Below are 18,245 nucleotides of genomic sequence, written 5' to 3' on the forward strand. Positions count from 1 at the left end.
CCGCGCATTACAGCGCGACGCGAGGGCTTACGGGGGTGGGTTCCATTCTGATGGTGTACGGCTGCGGGGCCGTGGGCCTGCGGATTGCCCGGGCAGCAAGAACGGCAGGCCTGGATACGTCCGTGGGCGGACGGGACCCTGCCAAGGTGGCGGCCGCAGCGGCGGCCGTGGGTGTTCCGTGGCGGAGCGCTCCCGTTGACGATCCCGTCCTCCTTGAAGGCCTCCTGCGGGGAGTACTGGTGCTCGTCAACGTCGCAGGTCCGATGGCCAGGACCGCGCCGGCTTTGATGGAGGCGTGCCTCCGCAGCGGCTGCCACTACCTTGACGTGTCCAATGAGCTGGCCGTGTTCATCGAGGCATGGCCCCGGGACCGGGCCGCCCGTCAGGCGGATGTCGCCGTCGTCCCCGGGGCGGGCTTCGCCACCGCCGTCGTCGAGTCACTCGCGCACCGGGTGCTAGGCAGGATCCCGGATGCTGACAGCGTGACCATCGTGCGGTCCTCGCCCGGCGGCACGCGCAGCGAGGGCGTGCGGCGGACGTCGTCGGCGCTTCTGGCGGCGGGCGGCTGGAGCGTCGATGCGGGGCAATTGATGCGGACTCCGGACAACGTCCTGACCTTTCGCCTGCCCGAGGGCGCCCGTGCCGCCGTTCCGATCGGCAGCGGTGAGGTCTTCGCAGTGGCCCGGGCGACCGGAGTGCCGAACGTCGCGGCCTACTACACCAGCCGGGCCGCGCCCTGGCTCTCCCGCCTGGCCGTTCCGCTCGCACGGCACTGGGCCCGGGCCGGCTTCCGGCTCCCGTCCCGTGCCCGCAGCACCCCGGCCGGGCCGGACGGATCCCCCAAACCCCTGTCCCGTATCTGGTTGCGTGCAAGCAACAGCCACGGCGCCGTTGCCGACGGGTGGGTGGAGGCGGCCGGGACGGAAACGACGGCGGCGATCGCCGTTGAATCGGCGCTGCGCTTGGAGTCAGGCGCCACGGTGGGGGTCCTGACCTCCGGCGAGCTGCTCGGCCCCGATTTCGCGTTGGGAATTCCGGGACTCCGGCTCGGGGAGTGACAGGGCGCAGACACGTCGTCCTCTTCCCGGGCAAAGGCCCCCAGACGACAATGAAGCAATCAACTGAAAGGGGCACAGGCATGCAAGAACCGAGCCTGGAAGCGGTTCGCAAGCTTTATGCGGCGCTCATCGATGCCTGGAACCACCGCGATGCCAGCGGAATGGCTAAGCAGTTCGCATCCCAGGGAGTGCAGATTGGGTTTGATGGCAGTACCGCAATCGGTCCCGCCGACATCCTTGAGCATCTCGATCCTATTTTCAAAGACCACGTCACAGCCCGGTACGTAACGAAAGTCAAGAGCGTGCGGTCCTTGGGCTCCGACACCGCACTTCTTGTCGCCATCGCCGGGCTGGTGCCCCCGGGTAAGGACGACATCGCACCAGAGCTCAATGCGCATCAAACGATGGTCGCCGCCGTCGAAAACGGAGCCTGGGTAATCGAGCTCTTCCAGAACACGCCCGCTCAGTTCCATGGCAGACCTGACTTGCTGGACGCAATGACCGATGAGCTCCGGGAGCTGCTCCCGAGCTAACTGGCGACATCATGTTCAGGCTCTGGCTGCTTTTCCGGCCACTGAGACGTATGTGCCGCTCGACGCGGATCGAGTTCTCGGTCACAACGGTTTCGCGTCAGTCCTCGAAGTCGCCCGAGGCCTTGCGGAAGCGGCCCAGCACCTGGATCAGCTGCTCCACATCATTGTCCTCAAAGCCCGACTGGGCGAACACCTCCGCGTTGAGGGCCGTCGTCGCGCGCTTCGCCAGGGTGCGGCCCTCCGAGGTGAGCTCGATCAGGGTGGTGCGGCCGTCGGTCGGATGCGGTGAGCGGACCACCAGTCCGGCCTTTTCCAGGCGGTCGACGGCGTTCGTCACCGAGGTGGGATGGACCTGAAGCAGGGCGCTCGCCTTGTTCATGGGCAGCGCGCCGCTGCGGGCAAAGCCGAGCAGGGCCAGCAGTTCGTAGCGTGCGAAGGTCAGGCCAAGGGGCTTGAGCACCGCCTCGATCCGGGCCGTGAGGATCTGCTGCGTGCGCATGATCGCGGTGATGGCGGCCATTGGCGCGGCGACCTCACCCCAGCCGTGGCGCTCCCAGTTGCGGCGGGCGTCGGCGATCGGGTCGCGCGGCAGCGGAGTTCCCATGGTGCCTCAGTCCCTCAGGCCCGGGAACTCGGACTCGGAGTACTCGACGCCGAGGCCGGCTGGCAGCGGGCCCGCACCCGGCTTTCCATCCTCGCCGTGCCGTTTCACTTCGCTTTGACGCAGCTCCACCCGGCGGATCTTGCCGGAAATCGTCTTGGGCAGCTCGGCGAATTCGAGGCGGCGGATCCGCTTGAACGGTGCCAGGTGTTCGCGGCAGTAGCGCAGGATGTCCTCGGCAACCCGCGGTCCCGGCATGTAGCCCGGGGCCAGGACCACGAAGGCCTTCGGCACCGCGAGCTTCACCGGATCCGGGGACGGAACGACGGCGGCCTCGGCCACGGCGGGGTGCTCGATCAGCACGCTCTCAAGTTCGAAGGGGGAGAGCCGGTAATCGGAGGACTTGAAGACGTCGTCGCCCCGGCCTACGTAGGTGATGACGCCGTTTTCGTCCCGGCTGGCCATGTCGCCCGTGTGGTAGTAGCCGTCGCGGAACGCCTCGGCTGTCTTCTCCGGGTCGCCGTAGTAGGCAGTCATGAGGCCCACGGGCCGGGGGTCCAGGCGCAGGCAGAGTTCGCCGTCGTCGGATTCCTCGCCGGTGGCGGGATCCACCAGCACCACGTCGTATCCCGGCAGCGGCCGCCCCATCGAGCCGGTCTTGACCGGCTGGCCCGGGGTGTTGGCCACCTGCACCGTGGACTCGGTCTGGCCGAAGCCGTCCCGGATGGTCTGGCCCCAGGCGCGTTCCACCTGCCCGATCACCTCGGCGTTGAGCGGCTCGCCGGCGGACACCACCTTGCTGGGCGGGTTCTTCAGCAGGGTGAGGTCCGCCTGGATGAGCATGCGCCACACCGTAGGCGGGGCACAGAAACTGGTGACGCCTTCGCGGTCCATCTGTTCCATGAGGGCCTTGGCGTCGAAGCGTTCGTAGTTGTAGACGAACACGCAGGCTTCGGCGATCCACGGCGTGAACACATTGGACCAGGCGTGCTTGGCCCAGCCGGGGGAGGCTACGTTGAGGTGCACGTCCCCGGGCTCGACGCCGATCCAGTACATCGTGGACAGGTGGCCCACCGGGTAGGAGCTGTGGCTGTGCTCCACGAGCTTGGCGCGTGAGGTGGTGCCGGAGGTGAAATACAGCAACATCGTCTCATCCGCACGGGTGGGGCCGTCCGGCACGAACTCCGCCGCTTCGGACGCATGATCGGCGTATCGCAGCGCCCCGTTTGTGAGGCCAAGGCCCACTTCGATGAGCGTGTAGTCGCCAGGCACCTCAGCGAACTTGGCGATGTTCGCGCTCCCGACGGCGGCCCAGCGGGCACCGCCGCGTTCCACCCGGTCCGCGATGTCCCGCGGACCCATCAGCGTGGTGGTGGGAATCATCACCAGGCCCAGCTTGATGCCGGCCAGCATCAGCTCCCAGAGTTCCACTTGGTTGCCGAGCATGACGATCATCCGGTCCCCGCGCTGCACGCCTTGGCCGCGCAGCCAGTTGGCCAGGCGGGCGGAGGCCTCCGAAAGTTCCGCAAAGCTGCGGCGCGTGGCGCTGCCGTCCTGCTCGACGATCACCAATGCGGGATTGCCGCCCTTGAGTGGGTCCGCGGCGATGGCGTCGAACCAGTCGAGCGCGAAGTTGAAGTGCTCGAAGCGCGGCCACTGGAATTCACGGTGGGCAAGGGCATAGTCCGTGCGCAGCTCCAGGAGCCGGTCGCGGGCCGCACGGAAGTCTTCGGTGACAGTCATGGCGTGCCTTTCGCTTCACGGGCCGTCCGCAGCCGGGGCCCGCATCACTTGCAAAATATACTAGGACATCCAAGCGTTAGGAAGGCCGGCCGGGCCGCCGCTCCCCGGCGAGCAACTCCGCGTACAGGGAGGCATGGCGCCGTGCCATCAGTTCCGCGCTGAAGTGGCGTTCGACGGCGGCCCGGCAGTCCCGCCGGTCCAGCACGGCCGCCGCGCGCAAAGCCAGGCCCAGCTCCTCGGTGCCGTTCCTGAGGAAGCCTGTGACGCCGTCGTCGACGATCTCCGGAGCTGCGCCCCGCGGCGCCGCCACCACGGGCGTCCCGGCGGCGAGCGATTCGATCATCACCATCCCGAAAGGTTCGTCCCATTGCAGGGGATTGATCAGCGCAAGCGCCCCGCCCAGCAGTTCCAGCTTGCCCCCGGCATCCGGTTCGCCCAGGAATTCCTCGTTGCCGCCGAGCAAAGGCTCCACCGCATCCCGGAAGTAGTCGATTTCCTCCCGGGCGCTCATCTTGGCCGCGATCCGCAGCGGCATCCCTGCCGAGCGTGCCGCCATGACCGCCTCCACGACACCCTTCGACGGGTCCATGCGGCCCAGGAACAGGGCGTAGCCGCCGCGGCCGTCGCCGAACGGGATGGTGGCGGGATCCACACCGTGGTGGATGACCCTGGCGATGGGCACATCCCGGGCGGCTGCGGCCTGGTTGCGGGAAATCGCCACCAGCGCGGTATCGCGGGCCATCATTCGGTAGACGCTGCGCAGCTCCGGGGTCATGCCCGTGTGCATCGTGCAGACCACCGGAATGTCCTGCGGGCGGTGCCGGTACAAGGGACCTATGAGGGTGTGGTCGTGGATGAGGTCGACGCCGGCCAGGGCGTCGTACGCCCGGATCACGTGGGGCAGTTCGGACATGCTCTGTCCCATTCCGGAACGCGCCGCCGGGGCGAAGCCGCCGGGCCGTTCCACCGGGGAACTGCTGTCCGAGGACGCGGCGAGCACCACGCTGTGCCCTGCGGCCGCGAGGCCCGTGGCTAAGGCGTGGATCACGGCCTCGGTTCCGCCGTAGGCGGTCGGCGGGACCGGGACCCAGGGCGGTGCGATCAGGCCTATCCGCATGGGGGCTCTCCTCAGGTGGTGGGGCTTAGCTTTTCCGCAAGTTCCACCAGTTCCGCCAGCACCGGCCTGGCTCCTTGATGCAGGGTAATGCCCGGTGGGAGACCTTCCACCGTTGCCACATTGTCTTTCACCGTAATCGTCATCCGGGCATCGCCGATGGGGCAGTTGCTGATCCGGACATCGCCGAGTTCCGGGGGCAGGACCGGGTCCAGCCACAGTCCCTTCAGCGCCACGTGCGGATCGTGGCGCAGCAGCACGCGCAGCAGCTGCACCGGAGCGGCGGCGGCCCAGGCTTGCGGCGAGCATGACGTCGGGTAGGGCACCGGCTCGGGGTACTCAGAGCGATCGAAACCGCAGAACAGCTCCGGCAGCCGGTGGCCGGTGTACTCCGCGGCCTCGAACAGGGCCATCGCCACCCGCTGCGCCTCGGCCACGAAGCCGTAGCGCATCAGGCCCGTGGCAATCAGGGCATTGTCATGCGGCCACACCGAACCGTTGTGGTAGCTGGCTGGGTTGTAGGCGCCCATGTCCGAGGCGAGGGTGCGGATGCCCCAGCCGCTGAACATTTCCGGAGACATCAGCTTCTCCACCATCAGCGGCGCCTTGTCCACGTCGACAATGCTGCTGATCAGGCACTGCCCCATGTTCGAGGCGCAGGCATCCACGGGCCGCTTGTCGCGGTCGAGGGCTATCGCATAATAGCCGCGGTCCGGCATCCAGAACGCCTCGTTGAACTTCCGTTTCAGTTCCGCCCCGCGTTCGCGGTACTCTCGCGCCAAGGCGAAGTCGCCGGCGTCATAGGCGAGCCAGGCCCGGGCTGTGTAGGCGCTGTAAACATAGCTCTGGACTTCGCACAGCGCGATGGGCGGCTCGGCCAGCCGCCCGTCTGCGAAGTTGATGCCGTCCCAGGAGTCCTTCCAGCCCTGGTTCACCAGTCCTTGGTCGTTGAGCCTCTGGTATTCCACAAAACCGTCGCCGTCCAGGTCGCCGTAGTCCCTGATCCAGTCCAGGGCGCGGTCCGCGTAAGGCAGCAGCGCGGCCAACTGCTCCCGGCCCAGGCCCCAGCGGCTCGCCTCGCCGAGGAGTCCCACGAACAGCGGGGTGGCATCGATGGACCCGTAGTAGGCGGATTTCCCGCCCAGCGCGAGGGTGGTCCCGATGCCCGGGCGCACCTCGTGCAGGATCCGTCCGGGCTGCTCCTCAGTGAGCGGGTCCACCTTGGTGCCCTGCCGTTCGGCGAGATTCCACATGGTGTCCAGGACCAGGCTGGGATCCAAGGTGAGGGCCATATAGGAGGAGAGCAGGGCGTCCCGGCCGAAGAGGGCCATGAACCACGGCGCACCGGCCGCCATCACTGTGCGGTCCGGCCGTTCGGGGTCTTCGATCTGCAGTGCGCCAATGTCCTCCTGGCTGCGCTGCAGCGTTCTGGCGAAAGAGGGATTGCCGATTTCCGGGGCCGGTGTCTTCCGGATCCACTCCTGGCGCCGGAGTCCCGCGGGGGACTCAGCCGACCTCAGGTGGCGGAACGGCAGGTGCTGGAAAGACCCGTCCGGCTTGCCGCCGTCGGACAGCGGGGAAACGGTGACCGTCACGGTCCAGCTGCCATGGGCCGGGACCACCAGCGTGTAGCCCAGGCCTTCGTGACGCACGGAGGCGTCCGGGGCATGGACCGCCACCCCTTTGCGGGCCCCGCGCCACGTGCCTTCGATGAACAGGGAATCACCTTCAACCCGGCGCTTCTGTTCCCAGAAACGGGTGATCCGGGCGTCTTTCACTTCGAAAAGGTCGGCGAAGTCCGCGTCAAGGGTGAGTTCGAGGTTGCACACCGCGGGTTCGCGGGAATGGTTGCGCACCGTGATGCGCTCTTCCATCCCGACGCCGGTCTCCCGCCGGCGTTCGACGATCAGCGGGCTGTCCGCCCGTCCCGCGAGGCGCCCCGGGCGGCCGATGAACACGCCGCGGTACGGCTCAAGGCTGCGGGCGGCCAGGGGCTCCAGGGTGACGTCGTTGACCGTCAGGCGCCAGCGGGAAATGATCCGGGTGTCGGCGTGGAAGACGCCGTGCGGGCGGTCCGAATACATGTCCCCGGCCAGGCCGGAGATGCAGAAGTTCGCGCCGTCGACGAGCGTCACGGAGGCGCCCAAAGGACCGGCAGCGGTATCGGCGTTCCATCCGGCCATGGCGGCTCCTTGACGGCGGGTCCACCGGCTACTTCGCCGGCGGTTACGGTTTGTCAGCCAAGCACGACCCTACGCCTGCCTCAGGGGCGGCGCCAGAAGGCGGCCGGCCGCTGTTTCCATGGCGGCGGAAACAGCGGCCGGTTGCGGAAGCAGCCTAGCCGGGGCGGCAATCTAGGACAGCGGTGTCACATAGGCCCCGGAAATCCCGCCGTCCACAAGGAAGGTCGATGCCGTGATGAAGGAAGCGTCGTCGCTGGCGAGGAACGCGACGGCGGCGGCCAGTTCCTCGGGTTCGGCGAACCGGCCCAGCGGGACATGGACCAAGCGGCGCGCGGCCTTCTCCGGGTCCTTGGCGAAGAGTTCCTTGAGCAGCGGGGTGTTCACCGGTCCGGGGCAGAGGGCGTTGATACGGATGCCCTGGCGTGCGAACTCGACGCCGAGCTCCCGGCTCATGGACAGCACTCCGCCCTTGGACGCGCTGTAGGAGATCTGCGAGGTGGCGGCACCCATGACGGCAACGAAGGAGGCCGTGTTGATGATGGAACCCTTGCCCTGCTCCTGCATGTACGGGATGGCGTACTTGCAGCAGTAGTACACGGAGGTCAGGTTGACTTCCTGGACACGGCGCCAGGCGTCGATTCCGGTGTCCAGGATCGAAGCATCGTCCGCGGGGGAGATGCCGGCGTTGTTGAAGGCGATGTCCACGCTGCCATACGTTTCCTTGACCTGGGCGAAGAGGTTCCGTACCTCTTCTTCGCTCGTGACATCGACCTTGACGAACAGGCCGCCGACCTCGGCAGCCGCTGCTTCGCCGGTGGTGGGATCGATGTCTGCGATGACGACGTGCGCGCCCTCCGCGGCCATGCGGCGCGCGGTGGCCAGGCCGATGCCGCTCGCGCCGCCGGTGATGACTGCGCTGCGGCCTTCGAGGCGGTTGGAAACTACTGCGTTCATTCTTGGCTCCTTGTACTTGCCTGCAGGATGGTTGGTTGTTGGAAAGGAAACGGCTCAGGCGGGGTTGGTGGAGATGAAGACGTTCTTCGTCTCGGTAAAGGCCGCCAAGGCGTCCGGACCGAGTTCGCGGCCCAGGCCGGACTGCTTGAAGCCGCCGAAAGGGGTGGAGTACCGCACCGAGGAGTGCGAGTTCACGGACAGGTTCCCGGATTCCACGCCGCGCGCAACCCGCAGGGCCCTGTCCACCTTGGAAGTCCAGATCGACCCGGAAAGCCCGTACTCGGTGTTGTTGGCGATCTTGATTGCCTCGGCCTCATCCTCGAAGGGGACCACCGAAAGGACCGGTCCGAAGATCTCCTCGGTGAAGGCGGGGTCATCGGCCTGCGGTGTCAGTACCGTTGGAGGGAACCAGAACCCCGCGCCCTCAGGAGCCTTGCCCTGGAAGGCGACCGGTGCGCCGTCGGGCACGAACGAGGACACGACCGCACGTTGCTGGGCCGAAATAAGCGGCCCCATGTCCGTGGATTCCTTGGAGGGGTCCCCCACGGCGAGGCCGAGCACCGCGGGTTCGAGCAGTTCCAGGAAGCGCTCGTATACCGTGCGCTGCACGAGGACCCGGGAACGCGAGCAACAATCCTGCCCGGCGTTGTCGAATGCGCCGCCGGGCGCGGCAGCGGCAGCCAGTTCCAGATCGGCGTCTGCGAAAATGATGTTCGAACTTTTGCCGCCCAGTTCCAGGGTCACCCGTTTCACCTGATCGGCGCAGCCGGCCATGATCCGCTTGCCCACTGCGGTGGAACCGGTGAAGACGACTTTCCGGACTGCCGGGTGCGTGACAAAGCGCTGGCCCACCACCGATCCCTTGCCGGGGACCACTTGGAACACGCCCTCGGGGATGCCGGCTTCCAACGCCAGTTCAGCCAGGCGGATGGCCGTCAGGGGAGTCGCTTCGGCGGGCTTGAGAACCACGGTATTGCCGGCAGCGAGCGCGGGGGCAAAGCCCCAGCCGGCGATCGGCATGGGGAAGTTCCACGGCACGATCACGCCCACTACGCCAAGGGGCTCCTGGAACGTGATGTCCACGCCCCCTGCCACCGGGATCTGCTTGCCGAAGTTCCGTTCCGGAGCCGCCGAGTAGTACTGCAGCACGTCCCGGACGTTGCCGGCCTCCCAGCGGGCATTTCCGATGGTGTGGCCGGCGTTCCGGACTTCCAACTGGGCCAGGTTTTCCAGATCGGCGTCGACGGCGGCGGCGAAGCGGCGCAGCAGCAGGGCCCGGTCAGCAGGAGCAACTGCCCGCCAGCTTTCGTATGCGGCCGCGGCACGGGCGATCGCTGCATCGACGTCGCTTGTGCCGGCCAGCTGTACCGATTCAATGACTTCTTCGGTGGCCGGGTTGATGACGTCAAAAACTGTGGCGGTCATGGTGTGGACATCGCTTTCGTGGTTTCGGTGATTTGCAGCGGGCGCCCGGCGCGGTAGGCGGCGGCCGCCGCTACGAAGCCGTGGAAGAGCCGGAGGTCTGCCGGATTCTGTTCCGGATGGAACTGCACCCCCAGGACCCAGCTGTCATCCTCGCTTTCCAGTGCTTGGATGGTGCCGTCAACCGAACGCGCGGTGACACGTAGCCCTGCGGGTACAGCGTCGACGGCCTGGTGGTGGTAACAGGGAGCCGTGCCGGACGTGCCCAGCAGTCCTGCGATGAGGCTCCCCGCTTCGGTGCTGAAGGCGGCCTCGCCGAACACGCCGGGAGCCGGCTGGTAGTTGGCGTCCGGGTTGATGTCCGGAATGTGCTGCACCAGCGAGCCGCCCAGGGCGACGCTTAGGAGCTGGGCTCCGCGGCAGATTGAGAACAGCGGCAGTTCCCGTGCCAGGGCCGCCCGGGTCAGGGCGGTGTCATGGACATCGCGCAACGGCTGCGGTGCTGTCAGCGGGTGCGGTGCCGCCCCGTAAAGGGACGGATCGACGTCGGGACCGCCCACCACAATCAGCCCGTCCACGAGGTCCAGTACCGATTCGTCGGTGCCGATCGGCGGCAGAAGGATGGGCGTGCCGCCCGCGGCGGCCACCGCCTCGACGTAGGTGCCGGGCAGGATGGCGGCCGTGCCTTTCCAGACTCCCCAGGATGCCTCCTGGTAGTAACTGGTCAGGGCAATCTTGGGGCGGTAGCGTTCAGAGCCGTTCGAAGCCACGGACACGCTCCCAATCTGTGATGGCGCTTTCAAAGGCGGTGAGTTCGACGCCGGCGGCGTGGACGTAGTGGTCCACCACCTCGTCTCCAAAGGCTTTGCGGGCGATGCTGCTTTCGGCAAGCAGGGCCCGGGCGTCGCGGAGGGTGGTGGGCAGCCGCTCGGCGTCGGAGTCGTAGGCGTTGCCCTTGGTGATCGCCGGCAGCGGGAGGTCGTTTTCCAGGCCGTGGATGATTGCGGCGACCAGGGCCGCTGCCGCCAGGTAGGGGTTCACGTCGCCGCCGCCCACCCGGTTTTCGGTGCGCAGCCCGGGTCCGTGTCCCACGACGCGCAGCGCACAGCTGCGGTTGTCCATTCCCCAGGCGATGGCCGTGGGGGCGAAGCTGCCCTCGACGTACCTCTTGTAGGAGTTGATGTTGGGGGCCAGGAAGTAGGCCAGCTCGCGCAGCGCCGCGAGCTGGCCGGCGATGAACCGCTCCATGACGGGGCTGAAGCCGTGTTCGCCGTCGCCCGGCAGGACCGCGTTGCCGTCAAGGTCCGTGAGGCTGATGTGGATGTGGCAGGAGTTGCCTTCGCGTTCGTTGAACTTGGACATGAAGGTGATGCTCTTGCCCTGCTGGTCTGCGATCTCCTTGGCACCGTTCTTGTAGAAGCTGTGCTTGTCGCAGGCGGCAAGTGCCTCGTCGTAGCGGAAGGTGATTTCCTGCTGGCCCAGGTTGCATTCCCCTTTGGAGGACTCCACGATCAGGCCGGCGGCTTCCATGTTGTTCCTGATGGAGCGGATCACCGGTTCGAGGCGGGATGTGGCCAGCAGGGAGTAGTCAACGTTGTACTGCGTGGCGGGGGTGAGCCCGTTGTAGTTCTTTTGCCAGGCTTGCGCGTAGGAGTCGTCGAACAGGATGAACTCAAGCTCCGTGCCGATGTGGGCTCGGTAGCCGAGTTTCTCTAGCCGTTCGAGCTGTGCCTTCAGGATCTGCCGTGGGGATGCCGCAACAGGGGTTCCGTCGGTCCACAGGACATCGCACTGCACCATCGCGGTGCCCTCCAGCCAAGGGACGCGGCGGAGCGTGGACATGTCCGGCTTCATCACCATGTCCCCGTAGCCGGTTTCCCAGGAGGACATGGCGTAGCCGTCAACGGTTTTCATCTCGACGTCCACTGCGAGCAGGTAGTTGCAGCCTTCCGCACCGTGGTCCAGGACGTCTTCGAGGAAGGAACGGGCGCCGCAACGCTTCCCCTGCACGCGGCCCAGGGCATCGGTGATGGCGACGACGACGGTGTCGATTTCGCCAGTGTCGACGAGTTCCCTGAGCGTTTCCAGCGTCAGTTGCCGGCTCTTACTTTGAGCATTCATGATGCCTCCGCGATGTGATTTCGAATAGTTGTGAATCTGGGTGCCATCAGGCCTGGAGTTCGGCTTCCGCCCGGGCCAGCTGGGCAAACTCTTCCTCCGGGGCGCCCGCGACGATCCGGTGCCGGCTGTAGAACCAGTAGTAGAGCAGTGCCGCGGCGAAGATTGCCGCGGTGATGGAGGCAGCAAAGACGTCGACGACGAATGTCGCCACGACTGCCACGGCGGACAGGACCAAGGCCACCGAGGTGGTGACGACGCCGCCCGGGGTGCGGTAGCCACGCTCGAGCAGGGGTTCCTTCCGGCGCAGGACGATGTGGGAGAGGTTGAGCAGGACGTAGGAAACGGTGGCTCCGAAGACCGCGATGTTTATCAGGAGCGCTCCGTCCTGCGTCACTGCGGCGAGCAGGAATCCAATGGTTCCCGGCACGATCAGCGCCCAGTACGGTGTCCGGCGCTTGCCGGTGAGGGACAGCCAGCGCGGAAGGTATCCGGCCCGGGAGAGCGCGAACAGTTGCCGCGAGTAGGCGTAGATGATGGAGAAAAAGCTGGCGACCAGCCCGGCGAGCCCGGCGTAGTTGATGAAATCAGCCAGCAGGCTGTTGCCGCCGTAGGCGATGCGCAGGGCCTCCGGCAGCGGGTTGTCCGAGGTGCTCATGGCCTGCGCGCCGGCCGCGCCGGGAACCAGGACCAGCATGAGGGCCCCGAATACCACCAGTACCAGCACGGACACGATGATGCCCCGCGGCATGTCCTTCTTGGGGTTGGCTGTCTCCTCGGCGGCCAGCGGCACGCCTTCCACCGCCAGGAAGAACCAGATGCCGTAGACCAAAGCGGCAAGGACGCCGCTGATGCCCATGGGAAGGAAGGCGCTCGATCCGGCCGAGCCGTCAGGGACGATGTCGAAGAGGCGGGCGGGGTCGAACTTCGGGGCCAGCCCGACGGCGGCGGCCAGCAGGGCGACCGTTGCCACTGCCGTGATGGCAAACATGAGTTTCAGGGCTTCGCCCACGCCACGGATGTGGATGCCGATGAAAATGAGGTACGTGACGAGATAGACGGGCCAGGAGTTGGTGAGCCCGAACAGTCCAAGTGCTTCGATGTAGCCGCCAATAAAAGTGGCGATCGCGGCCGGAGCGACGGCGTACTCGATCAGCACGGCAACACCGGTGGCGAAGCCGCCCAACGGGCCGAGCGCCCGGCGGGCGAAAGCGTAGCCGGCGCCGGCGGTTGGGAGTGTGGATGAGAGCTCAGCGAGGCCGAAGACCATGCAGGTGTACATGACACCCATCAGGATGAATGCGATCAGCAGCCCGCCCCAGCCCCCTTGGGCAAGGCCGAGGTTCCAGCCGGCGAAATCGCCGGAAATAACGTAGGCAACGCCCAGTCCGGCAAGGAGCACCCAACCGGCGGCGCCGCGGTTAAGCCTGCGGTGCTGCAAATATGCGTCGTCGCTGCGTGCTGTGTCTGTTGTTTCCATGTGTCTTCCTAAGAGGGGAGGAATGCAGTGGGAAAGTTCAAAGTGCAGGTTCTAAAGGACTGTTTTTAGTCCAAGGGCTGCATCACAGTCTGGGGGTGATCTGCGCCACGGTCAAGCATTTCCGTGAAAAAGGCGCCGGATATGGAAGATTGGCGCCCGGTAATGGTTTTTCTGGTGACCATTGAGGCGGGCGTGGGTAGTATGGGTCCAACATCAGCAGGTCCTGGTTCCCGCCCCGAGTGAAGAGGAGTCTCCGAGATGCAGGATTCTCCGTTCGGCCCTTCCTACCCTGTGCTTCGGCCGGTGCGTGGCGGCAACGCCTTTGAAGAGACCATTGAGCACATACTGCAGACCATCAAGCTGGGGATATTTGCTCCGTCAGAGAAGCTTCCACCTGAACGGGAACTGGCGGAAAAGCTCGGGGTTTCGCGCGCGACCCTGCGGGACGCCCTGGGCGAACTGCAACACGCCGGCTACCTGGAAGTCCAGCGAGGGCGCTACGGCGGCACCTACGTTTCGAGTGCGGCCGTTCACCGTCCCACGGAGAACCGCCCGCTGGAAGCCGCAGAGGTCGAGGACGTGCTGTTGTTCCGCGGCATCATCGAGCCGGCAGCCGCGGTGTTGTCCGCAAAAGCCGCGCTGACGGCCGCAGCGCGGCAACACCTGCAGCAGTGCCTTGCGGATTTGATGAGTGCGACGCCGGAAACCTACCGCCCGAGGGACGCACGGTTCCACATCGCCATCGCCGAATTGTCCGGCTCAGCCAGTCTGGTGGGCGCCGTGGCGGAGACACGTGCGCGGCTCAATGATCTGCTGGACCGTATCCCGCGACTGGGCACAAATCTTGAACACGCCAATGAGCAGCACGCGGATATCGCGGAGGCCATTCTCCGGGGTGATGCGGTAACTGCGGAGCGCGTCACCGTGGAACATCTGGAAGGTACCGCGTCCCTGTTGCGCGGCTTCCTGGCCTGAGGCCAGAAGGCGGCTACTTCCACCAGCTGTCGAAAATGGTGACCGGAACGGTCCGCTTGTGGCGCGTGCGCATGAACTTGTCCTCGATGACCTTGGCGACACCTTCGGGAACTTCGCGGCCCTCCAGGTAGTCGTCGATCTGGTCGTACCTCAGGCCGAGTTCGTCCTCGTCGGTGCGGCCGGGCTGGCCGTCCAGCAGGTCCGCCGTCGGGACCTTCTCCCAGATGCGTGCCGGGGCGCCCAGCTCGGCGAGCAGGGCACGGTTCTGGCGCTTGTTGAGGCCGAACAGCGGCAGGATGTCCGCGCCGCCGTCGCCGAACTTGGTGAAGAAGCCGGTGACGGACTCGGCGCCGTGGTCCGTGCCGATCACCAGGTAGTTGTGTTCGCCGGCCAGGGCGTACTGGGCCACCATGCGGATGCGGGCCTTGGTGTTGCCTTTGTGGAAGTCCGAAATGGCCGCGCCGGCGGTCTTCTCGAATTCGTCCTCGATCCCGTCAACGCCGGCCGAAATGTTGAAGGTCCACTCGGTCTTGGCCTGGATGAAGTCCAGGGCGGCTTGAGCGTCTTCTTCGTCGTGCTGGGTGCCGTACGGCAGCCGGACGGCCACGAAGTTGGCCTCCACGCCTTCGCTTTCCAGTTCCTCCACCGCCAGCTGCGCAAGGCGTCCGGCCAGCGAGGAGTCCAGGCCGCCGGAGATGCCCAGCACGAAGCCCTTGGTATGGGTGGCCTTGAGGTATTCCTTCAGGAAGGTGACGCGCCTGCGCACCTCCTCGGCAGGATCGATCCGGGGCTGGACGCCCATTTCCTCGATGATCTTCGCCTGGAGTTTGCGCATGCCACCAAGACTAGCCAGCCGCGTCCGCCGGGCTCAACTGTGGCGCGCGCTGTCACGAACCAAGACGAAGGAGGAACGCCGGGCTAGTACAGGAACACCGGCAGCCACTCGCGGTCGTGGGCGTGCACCAGGGCCAGGAACAGCACCAAATCGAAGAGCAGGTGCACGGACACCACATAGGTCAATGACTTGGTGAGCTTGAAGGTGTAACCCTGAAGGATCGCGAACGGGAAGGTCAGGAGGGGTCCCCACGCCTGGTAGCCGATCTCCCAAAGGAACGACGAGAAGATCACGGCCTGCAGGAGGTTGGCCAGCCAGTCCGGAAAGTGCCGCCGCAGCAGGGTGAAGGCCGTGCAGATGAAGAACAGCTCATCCCAGATGCCGACGCCGTTGACGCCGAGGAAGAGCCTCCAAAAGATGGCCGGGTCCGAGGCATCCGGCCAGTTCCTGTAGACGCCCGTGCCGATCAGGTAGGCGGGCAGGATGAAGTACCCCAGCGCCACCACGCCGATCAGGTAGAGCCTCGCCGCCAAAGGCCAGGGGCGCCCGGTGTTCACGGGGAACCTAATAACCTTCTCGCGGTACGCGAAGCGCGAAACCAGCCAGGGAACCAGCACGGCCAGCGCCAGGGCGCCGCCCATCAGGGCCATGTGGCGCAGGCTGAGATCGGCGTTCAGGGGCACCAGGCTGATGATGACCATGCCGGCCGCCACCAGCCCCAAATCCCGCAGCAGCTCCCGGTCGACTAATGCTGCCGTCGCCAGGCCCAGGGCCAGCAAGACGTATCCGGGGACGTCTTGTTGGAGCGCGAACAACGGCACCGCGGACGCGGACAGGAGGGTCGCCGGCAGTAGTTTCCAGCTAAGCGCGGTCCGGGGTGTTCCCGTCGGGATGGATGGCACCTTTCCAGCATGTCAGGGTCGCGGGGTGTGCGGCCTGAAATGTTGGACACGCCAGTCTAAACCGCGCCAGTCTAAACTAGGAGCCATGACTCCCGTTGCTGACGCCTCCGCTGCCCGTGCCCGCCTGCTTGAACTCATCAAGGAACTGGCGGTGGTCCGCGGCAAGGTGATCCTGTCCAGCGGCAAGGAAGCGGACTACTACATCGACCTGCGCCGCATCACCTTGCACCACGAGGCCTCCAAGCTGGTGGGCCAGGTCATGTTGGACATGATCGACGACGCCGGCATTCAGCTCGAGTGCGCCGGGGGCCTCACCATGGGAGCCGACCCCGTCGGTACCGCCGTGATGCACGCCGCTGCCGACGCCGGCCGTGCCGTGGACGCCTTCGTCGTCCGCAAGGCGCAGAAGTCCTACGGCATGGGCCGCCAGGTGGAAGGCCCCTCCGTGGAAGGCCGCAACGTGGTGGTCTTGGAAGACACTTCCACTACCGGCGGCTCGGCGCTGACCGCCGTCGAGGGTGTCCGCAACGCAGGCGGCAACGTCGTGGCAGTGGCTGTGATCGTGGACCGCAACACCGGTGCCAAGGAAAAGATCGAAGCCGAAACCGGCGTTCCCTACCTGTACGCCTTCAGCAAGGACGAGCTCGGCCTGAACTAGAGGCGGGGCAGGCTGTCAATTCCCCTGGTTCGCGTCAGGAGCTTCAATTCACGTACCACGCCTTCGATTTCAGCTGACCGTGAACCCGGCATGGGCTTGGCGGTTTGCTTCCCGTCATGCCCCGTGTCGCGGGGGAGTGCGCCGTACGGGCGGCTGCACGCGCCCGTCGCCAATTTGAGGGGCTGCAGCGGAATTCGGAGAACGGGTCGTGGAAGATCAGCTCCGCACGGTCCGCCGTCAAAATGCCGCTCCGAGCTGGATGTGGATGGCCAGTGTGACTGCTGCCAAGGCCACGAGTGCGACAAAGGATTCGGCCAGGTATCCGCTGTCGGCCTTCCGCCGGCGGGTGAGTGCGCGCCGACTCCGGGGCCGGCGGGGCCGGCGTGCGTATGCGACCGAGGTGGAACTTGTCAGGATGCCGGCCGCGACAAGAACGATCACGGCGATCATTGCTTCGCTTCGAGGGCAATCATCAGATCGTAGTCGTCCTCGATGTGGAAAAGCCGGCGGTGGCCGATGTCGTCGATCACCCAGATGGTGTGGCCATCTTCAGTCCGGTCATCGATGGAGCCATGGTGGCAAGGAACTCCATCCTGGCTCAGGATGACAAGGTCGCCCCGCTCGAGGGATTTCCAGAGGGATGTGTGACTGCTTTGTCGCACGTTGATCTACCTTTCTGATGCTTTTGACGCGTGGCTTCGCGGGGAGGGGCGAAGCGGCCGCGGCGCCTGCGCGGGCCAGGCCGCGGGAAGACGAGATCGCGGAAAACCAGTCTATCGTCGATTGTTGACAATTTGAAGGGGTTTTGGGCGATTGCCGGCGCCGTGGCGCCTGCTTGTGGACGCCAATCAGCAGGAGAAGGGGTCCTATGCGCCGAGCGCTTTGTCATGCTGCGCGGTCAGGTCCTCGACGGCCTGTCCCAGGTGGCGCTGGATGGCCTTGAGGAGTTCCTTCTTGTTTCCGCTTGCAAGCAGATCAAGGAGGAGTTGGTGCTCTTCGACAAGCGCATCCGGCCTGGGATAGGAAACGGCGAGGTTGAGGATGCACATCCTGGATTCGGCGGCCAGGGTTCTGTAGATCCGTACGAGGCGGGAGTTTCCGGTGCCGGCCACGAAGGCTGTGTGGAATTCCATATCCAGCCGCGCGATCGCCTGCCAGTCCGAAACGGCCACCTGCTTGGCCATCTCGCCAAGAACTTTCTGAAGGACCCCGCACGTTTCGCTGACGCGTTCAGGGGCGGCGGCGAGGAGCTCCTCTGCGGCTGTCGACTCCAGGGCTTCACGGACCGCGTAGACTTCCCGGATGTCCTGGGAAGTCAGCTCCCGGACGAATACGCCGCGGTTGCGCTTGTTGATCAGGATTCCCTCTTGGCTTAGCCGCTGCAGTGCTTCGCGGACGGGACCCCTCGACGTGTTCAACTGCGCGGCCAGGACGGACTCGTTGATTTGCTGGCCCGGGCTGAACACGCCTGCCACGATCTGCTCGCGCAGCTGATCAGCAATCAGCTGCGCAGTGGGTCGTCCTTCCATGACAAAGGCATTTTCGGTTATTGCCTCGGACATCGCCTCAACTCCCTCGCCTGGATCCTGTGTCGGGACGCACGGCAATCGGATAGCCTGCCATCCTGGATGCGTGTTGTAGACAGTTTACAGAAGAGGGAGCCTCGTGT

18 protein-coding genes are annotated in these 18,245 nt (G+C 65.9%); 4 read left to right on the forward strand and 14 right to left on the reverse strand.

Annotated features, from left to right (window positions below):
* Positions 1-35: 35 nt before the first annotated feature.
* On the forward strand, positions 36-1,058 hold the full coding sequence (locus ACN9M4_RS02275) for a saccharopine dehydrogenase NADP-binding domain-containing protein (RefSeq protein WP_426301961.1): 1,023 nt from the start codon (positions 36-38) through the stop codon (positions 1,056-1,058).
* Positions 1,059-1,138: 80 nt separating this feature from the next.
* On the forward strand, positions 1,139-1,591 hold the full coding sequence (locus ACN9M4_RS02280; protein ID WP_426301962.1) for an SgcJ/EcaC family oxidoreductase: 453 nt from the start codon (positions 1,139-1,141) through the stop codon (positions 1,589-1,591).
* A 97-nt stretch (positions 1,592-1,688) separates the two neighbouring features.
* On the opposite strand, the gene ACN9M4_RS02285 is transcribed toward ACN9M4_RS02280, so the two are convergent.
* From ACN9M4_RS02285 to eat, 9 genes are all read right to left on the reverse strand, one after another.
* On the reverse strand, positions 1,689-2,195 hold the full coding sequence (locus ACN9M4_RS02285; protein ID WP_426301963.1) for a MarR family winged helix-turn-helix transcriptional regulator: 507 nt from the start codon (positions 2,193-2,195) through the stop codon (positions 1,689-1,691).
* A 6-nt stretch (positions 2,196-2,201) separates the two neighbouring features.
* Positions 2,202-3,935, reverse strand: a complete 1,734-nt coding sequence (locus ACN9M4_RS02290) for an AMP-binding protein (protein ID WP_426301964.1) — start codon at positions 3,933-3,935, stop codon at positions 2,202-2,204.
* A gap of 76 nt (positions 3,936-4,011) precedes the next feature.
* Entirely contained in the window at positions 4,012-5,052 is a 1,041-nt protein-coding gene (locus tag ACN9M4_RS02295) for a glycosyltransferase (protein ID WP_426301965.1), read from the reverse strand.
* Positions 5,053-5,063: 11 nt separating this feature from the next.
* Positions 5,064-7,232 (reverse strand): glycogen debranching N-terminal domain-containing protein, encoded by a 2,169-nt coding sequence (locus tag ACN9M4_RS02300; protein ID WP_426301966.1) that lies wholly within the window; start codon positions 7,230-7,232, stop codon positions 5,064-5,066.
* 171 nt (positions 7,233-7,403) lie between these two features.
* Positions 7,404-8,186: a 3-oxoacyl-ACP reductase gene (locus ACN9M4_RS02305; RefSeq protein WP_426301967.1), complete on the reverse strand. Its 783-nt coding sequence runs from the start codon at positions 8,184-8,186 to the stop codon at positions 7,404-7,406.
* 54 nt (positions 8,187-8,240) lie between these two features.
* Positions 8,241-9,611, reverse strand: a complete 1,371-nt coding sequence (locus ACN9M4_RS02310) for an aldehyde dehydrogenase family protein (protein ID WP_426301968.1) — start codon at positions 9,609-9,611, stop codon at positions 8,241-8,243.
* Positions 9,608-10,378, reverse strand: a complete 771-nt coding sequence (locus ACN9M4_RS02315) for a gamma-glutamyl-gamma-aminobutyrate hydrolase family protein (protein ID WP_426301969.1) — start codon at positions 10,376-10,378, stop codon at positions 9,608-9,610. Before ACN9M4_RS02315 ends, ACN9M4_RS02310 begins: the two co-directional genes overlap by 4 nt.
* On the reverse strand, positions 10,359-11,729 hold the full coding sequence (locus ACN9M4_RS02320) for a glutamine synthetase family protein (RefSeq protein WP_426301970.1): 1,371 nt from the start codon (positions 11,727-11,729) through the stop codon (positions 10,359-10,361). The genes ACN9M4_RS02315 and ACN9M4_RS02320 overlap by 20 nt, the downstream gene beginning before the upstream one ends.
* A gap of 46 nt (positions 11,730-11,775) precedes the next feature.
* Positions 11,776-13,206, reverse strand: a complete 1,431-nt coding sequence (gene eat / locus ACN9M4_RS02325) for an ethanolamine permease (protein WP_426301971.1) — start codon at positions 13,204-13,206, stop codon at positions 11,776-11,778.
* Between the two features lie 258 nt (positions 13,207-13,464).
* Between eat and ACN9M4_RS02330 the strand changes: the two genes are divergently transcribed.
* A complete protein-coding gene (locus tag ACN9M4_RS02330) occupies positions 13,465-14,181 on the forward strand; it encodes a FadR/GntR family transcriptional regulator (protein WP_426301972.1) in 717 nt (238 codons plus the stop codon).
* A 13-nt stretch (positions 14,182-14,194) separates the two neighbouring features.
* Here the strand turns inward: ACN9M4_RS02330 and nadE are convergent, their stop codons facing one another.
* Together nadE and ACN9M4_RS02340 are read right to left on the reverse strand one after the other, a co-directional pair.
* The gene (nadE, locus tag ACN9M4_RS02335; RefSeq protein ID WP_426301973.1) at positions 14,195-15,016 is read right to left on the reverse strand and encodes an ammonia-dependent NAD(+) synthetase; all 822 of its coding nucleotides are present in this window, start codon (positions 15,014-15,016) and stop codon (positions 14,195-14,197) included.
* An 83-nt stretch (positions 15,017-15,099) separates the two neighbouring features.
* Positions 15,100-15,918 carry a CPBP family intramembrane glutamic endopeptidase gene (locus tag ACN9M4_RS02340; RefSeq protein WP_426301974.1) on the reverse strand — a complete coding sequence of 273 codons (819 nt, stop codon included), beginning with the start codon at positions 15,916-15,918 and terminating at the stop codon, positions 15,100-15,102.
* Between the two features lie 85 nt (positions 15,919-16,003).
* Here ACN9M4_RS02340 and pyrE point away from each other — a divergent pair, with 85 nt between their 5' ends.
* The gene (gene pyrE, locus ACN9M4_RS02345; RefSeq protein WP_426301975.1) at positions 16,004-16,576 is read left to right on the forward strand and encodes an orotate phosphoribosyltransferase; all 573 of its coding nucleotides are present in this window, start codon (positions 16,004-16,006) and stop codon (positions 16,574-16,576) included.
* 237 nt (positions 16,577-16,813) lie between these two features.
* On the opposite strand, the gene ACN9M4_RS02350 is transcribed toward pyrE, so the two are convergent.
* The 3 genes from ACN9M4_RS02350 to ACN9M4_RS02360 all read right to left on the reverse strand — a co-directional run bounded on the left by ACN9M4_RS02350 (position 16,814) and on the right by ACN9M4_RS02360 (position 18,138).
* Positions 16,814-17,017: a hypothetical protein gene (locus ACN9M4_RS02350; RefSeq protein WP_426301976.1), complete on the reverse strand. Its 204-nt coding sequence runs from the start codon at positions 17,015-17,017 to the stop codon at positions 16,814-16,816.
* Positions 17,018-17,022: 5 nt separating this feature from the next.
* The gene (locus tag ACN9M4_RS02355; RefSeq protein WP_426301977.1) at positions 17,023-17,238 is read right to left on the reverse strand and encodes a hypothetical protein; all 216 of its coding nucleotides are present in this window, start codon (positions 17,236-17,238) and stop codon (positions 17,023-17,025) included.
* 204 nt (positions 17,239-17,442) lie between these two features.
* On the reverse strand, positions 17,443-18,138 hold the full coding sequence (locus ACN9M4_RS02360) for a GntR family transcriptional regulator (protein WP_426301978.1): 696 nt from the start codon (positions 18,136-18,138) through the stop codon (positions 17,443-17,445).
* Positions 18,139-18,245: the final 107 nt, after the last annotated feature.

The organism is Arthrobacter sp. R-11 (assembly GCF_049913155.1).
Classification (GTDB): Bacteria; Actinomycetota; Actinomycetes; order Actinomycetales; family Micrococcaceae; genus Arthrobacter.

What these genes read in the sequence shown, in the direction of transcription:
- ACN9M4_RS02280 (WP_426301962.1), top strand. Translation starts at nt 1,139, where the DNA reads ATGCAAGAACCGAGCCTGGAAGCGGTTCGCAAGCTTTATGCGGCGCTC.
- ACN9M4_RS02285 (WP_426301963.1), bottom strand. Translation starts at nt 2,195, where the DNA reads ATGGGAACTCCGCTGCCGCGCGACCCGATCGCCGACGCCCGCCGCAAC.
- ACN9M4_RS02290 (WP_426301964.1), bottom strand. Translation starts at nt 3,935, where the DNA reads ATGACTGTCACCGAAGACTTCCGTGCGGCCCGCGACCGGCTCCTGGAG.
- ACN9M4_RS02295 (WP_426301965.1), bottom strand. Translation starts at nt 5,052, where the DNA reads ATGCGGATAGGCCTGATCGCACCGCCCTGGGTCCCGGTCCCGCCGACC.
- ACN9M4_RS02300 (WP_426301966.1), bottom strand. Translation starts at nt 7,232, where the DNA reads ATGGCCGGATGGAACGCCGATACCGCTGCCGGTCCTTTGGGCGCCTCC.
- ACN9M4_RS02305 (WP_426301967.1), bottom strand. Translation starts at nt 8,186, where the DNA reads ATGAACGCAGTAGTTTCCAACCGCCTCGAAGGCCGCAGCGCAGTCATC.
- ACN9M4_RS02310 (WP_426301968.1), bottom strand. Translation starts at nt 9,611, where the DNA reads ATGACCGCCACAGTTTTTGACGTCATCAACCCGGCCACCGAAGAAGTC.
- ACN9M4_RS02320 (WP_426301970.1), bottom strand. Translation starts at nt 11,729, where the DNA reads ATGAATGCTCAAAGTAAGAGCCGGCAACTGACGCTGGAAACGCTCAGG.
- eat (WP_426301971.1), bottom strand. Translation starts at nt 13,206, where the DNA reads ATGGAAACAACAGACACAGCACGCAGCGACGACGCATATTTGCAGCAC.
- ACN9M4_RS02330 (WP_426301972.1), top strand. Translation starts at nt 13,465, where the DNA reads ATGCAGGATTCTCCGTTCGGCCCTTCCTACCCTGTGCTTCGGCCGGTG.
- nadE (WP_426301973.1), bottom strand. Translation starts at nt 15,016, where the DNA reads ATGCGCAAACTCCAGGCGAAGATCATCGAGGAAATGGGCGTCCAGCCC.
- pyrE (WP_426301975.1), top strand. Translation starts at nt 16,004, where the DNA reads ATGACTCCCGTTGCTGACGCCTCCGCTGCCCGTGCCCGCCTGCTTGAA.
- ACN9M4_RS02360 (WP_426301978.1), bottom strand. Translation starts at nt 18,138, where the DNA reads ATGTCCGAGGCAATAACCGAAAATGCCTTTGTCATGGAAGGACGACCC.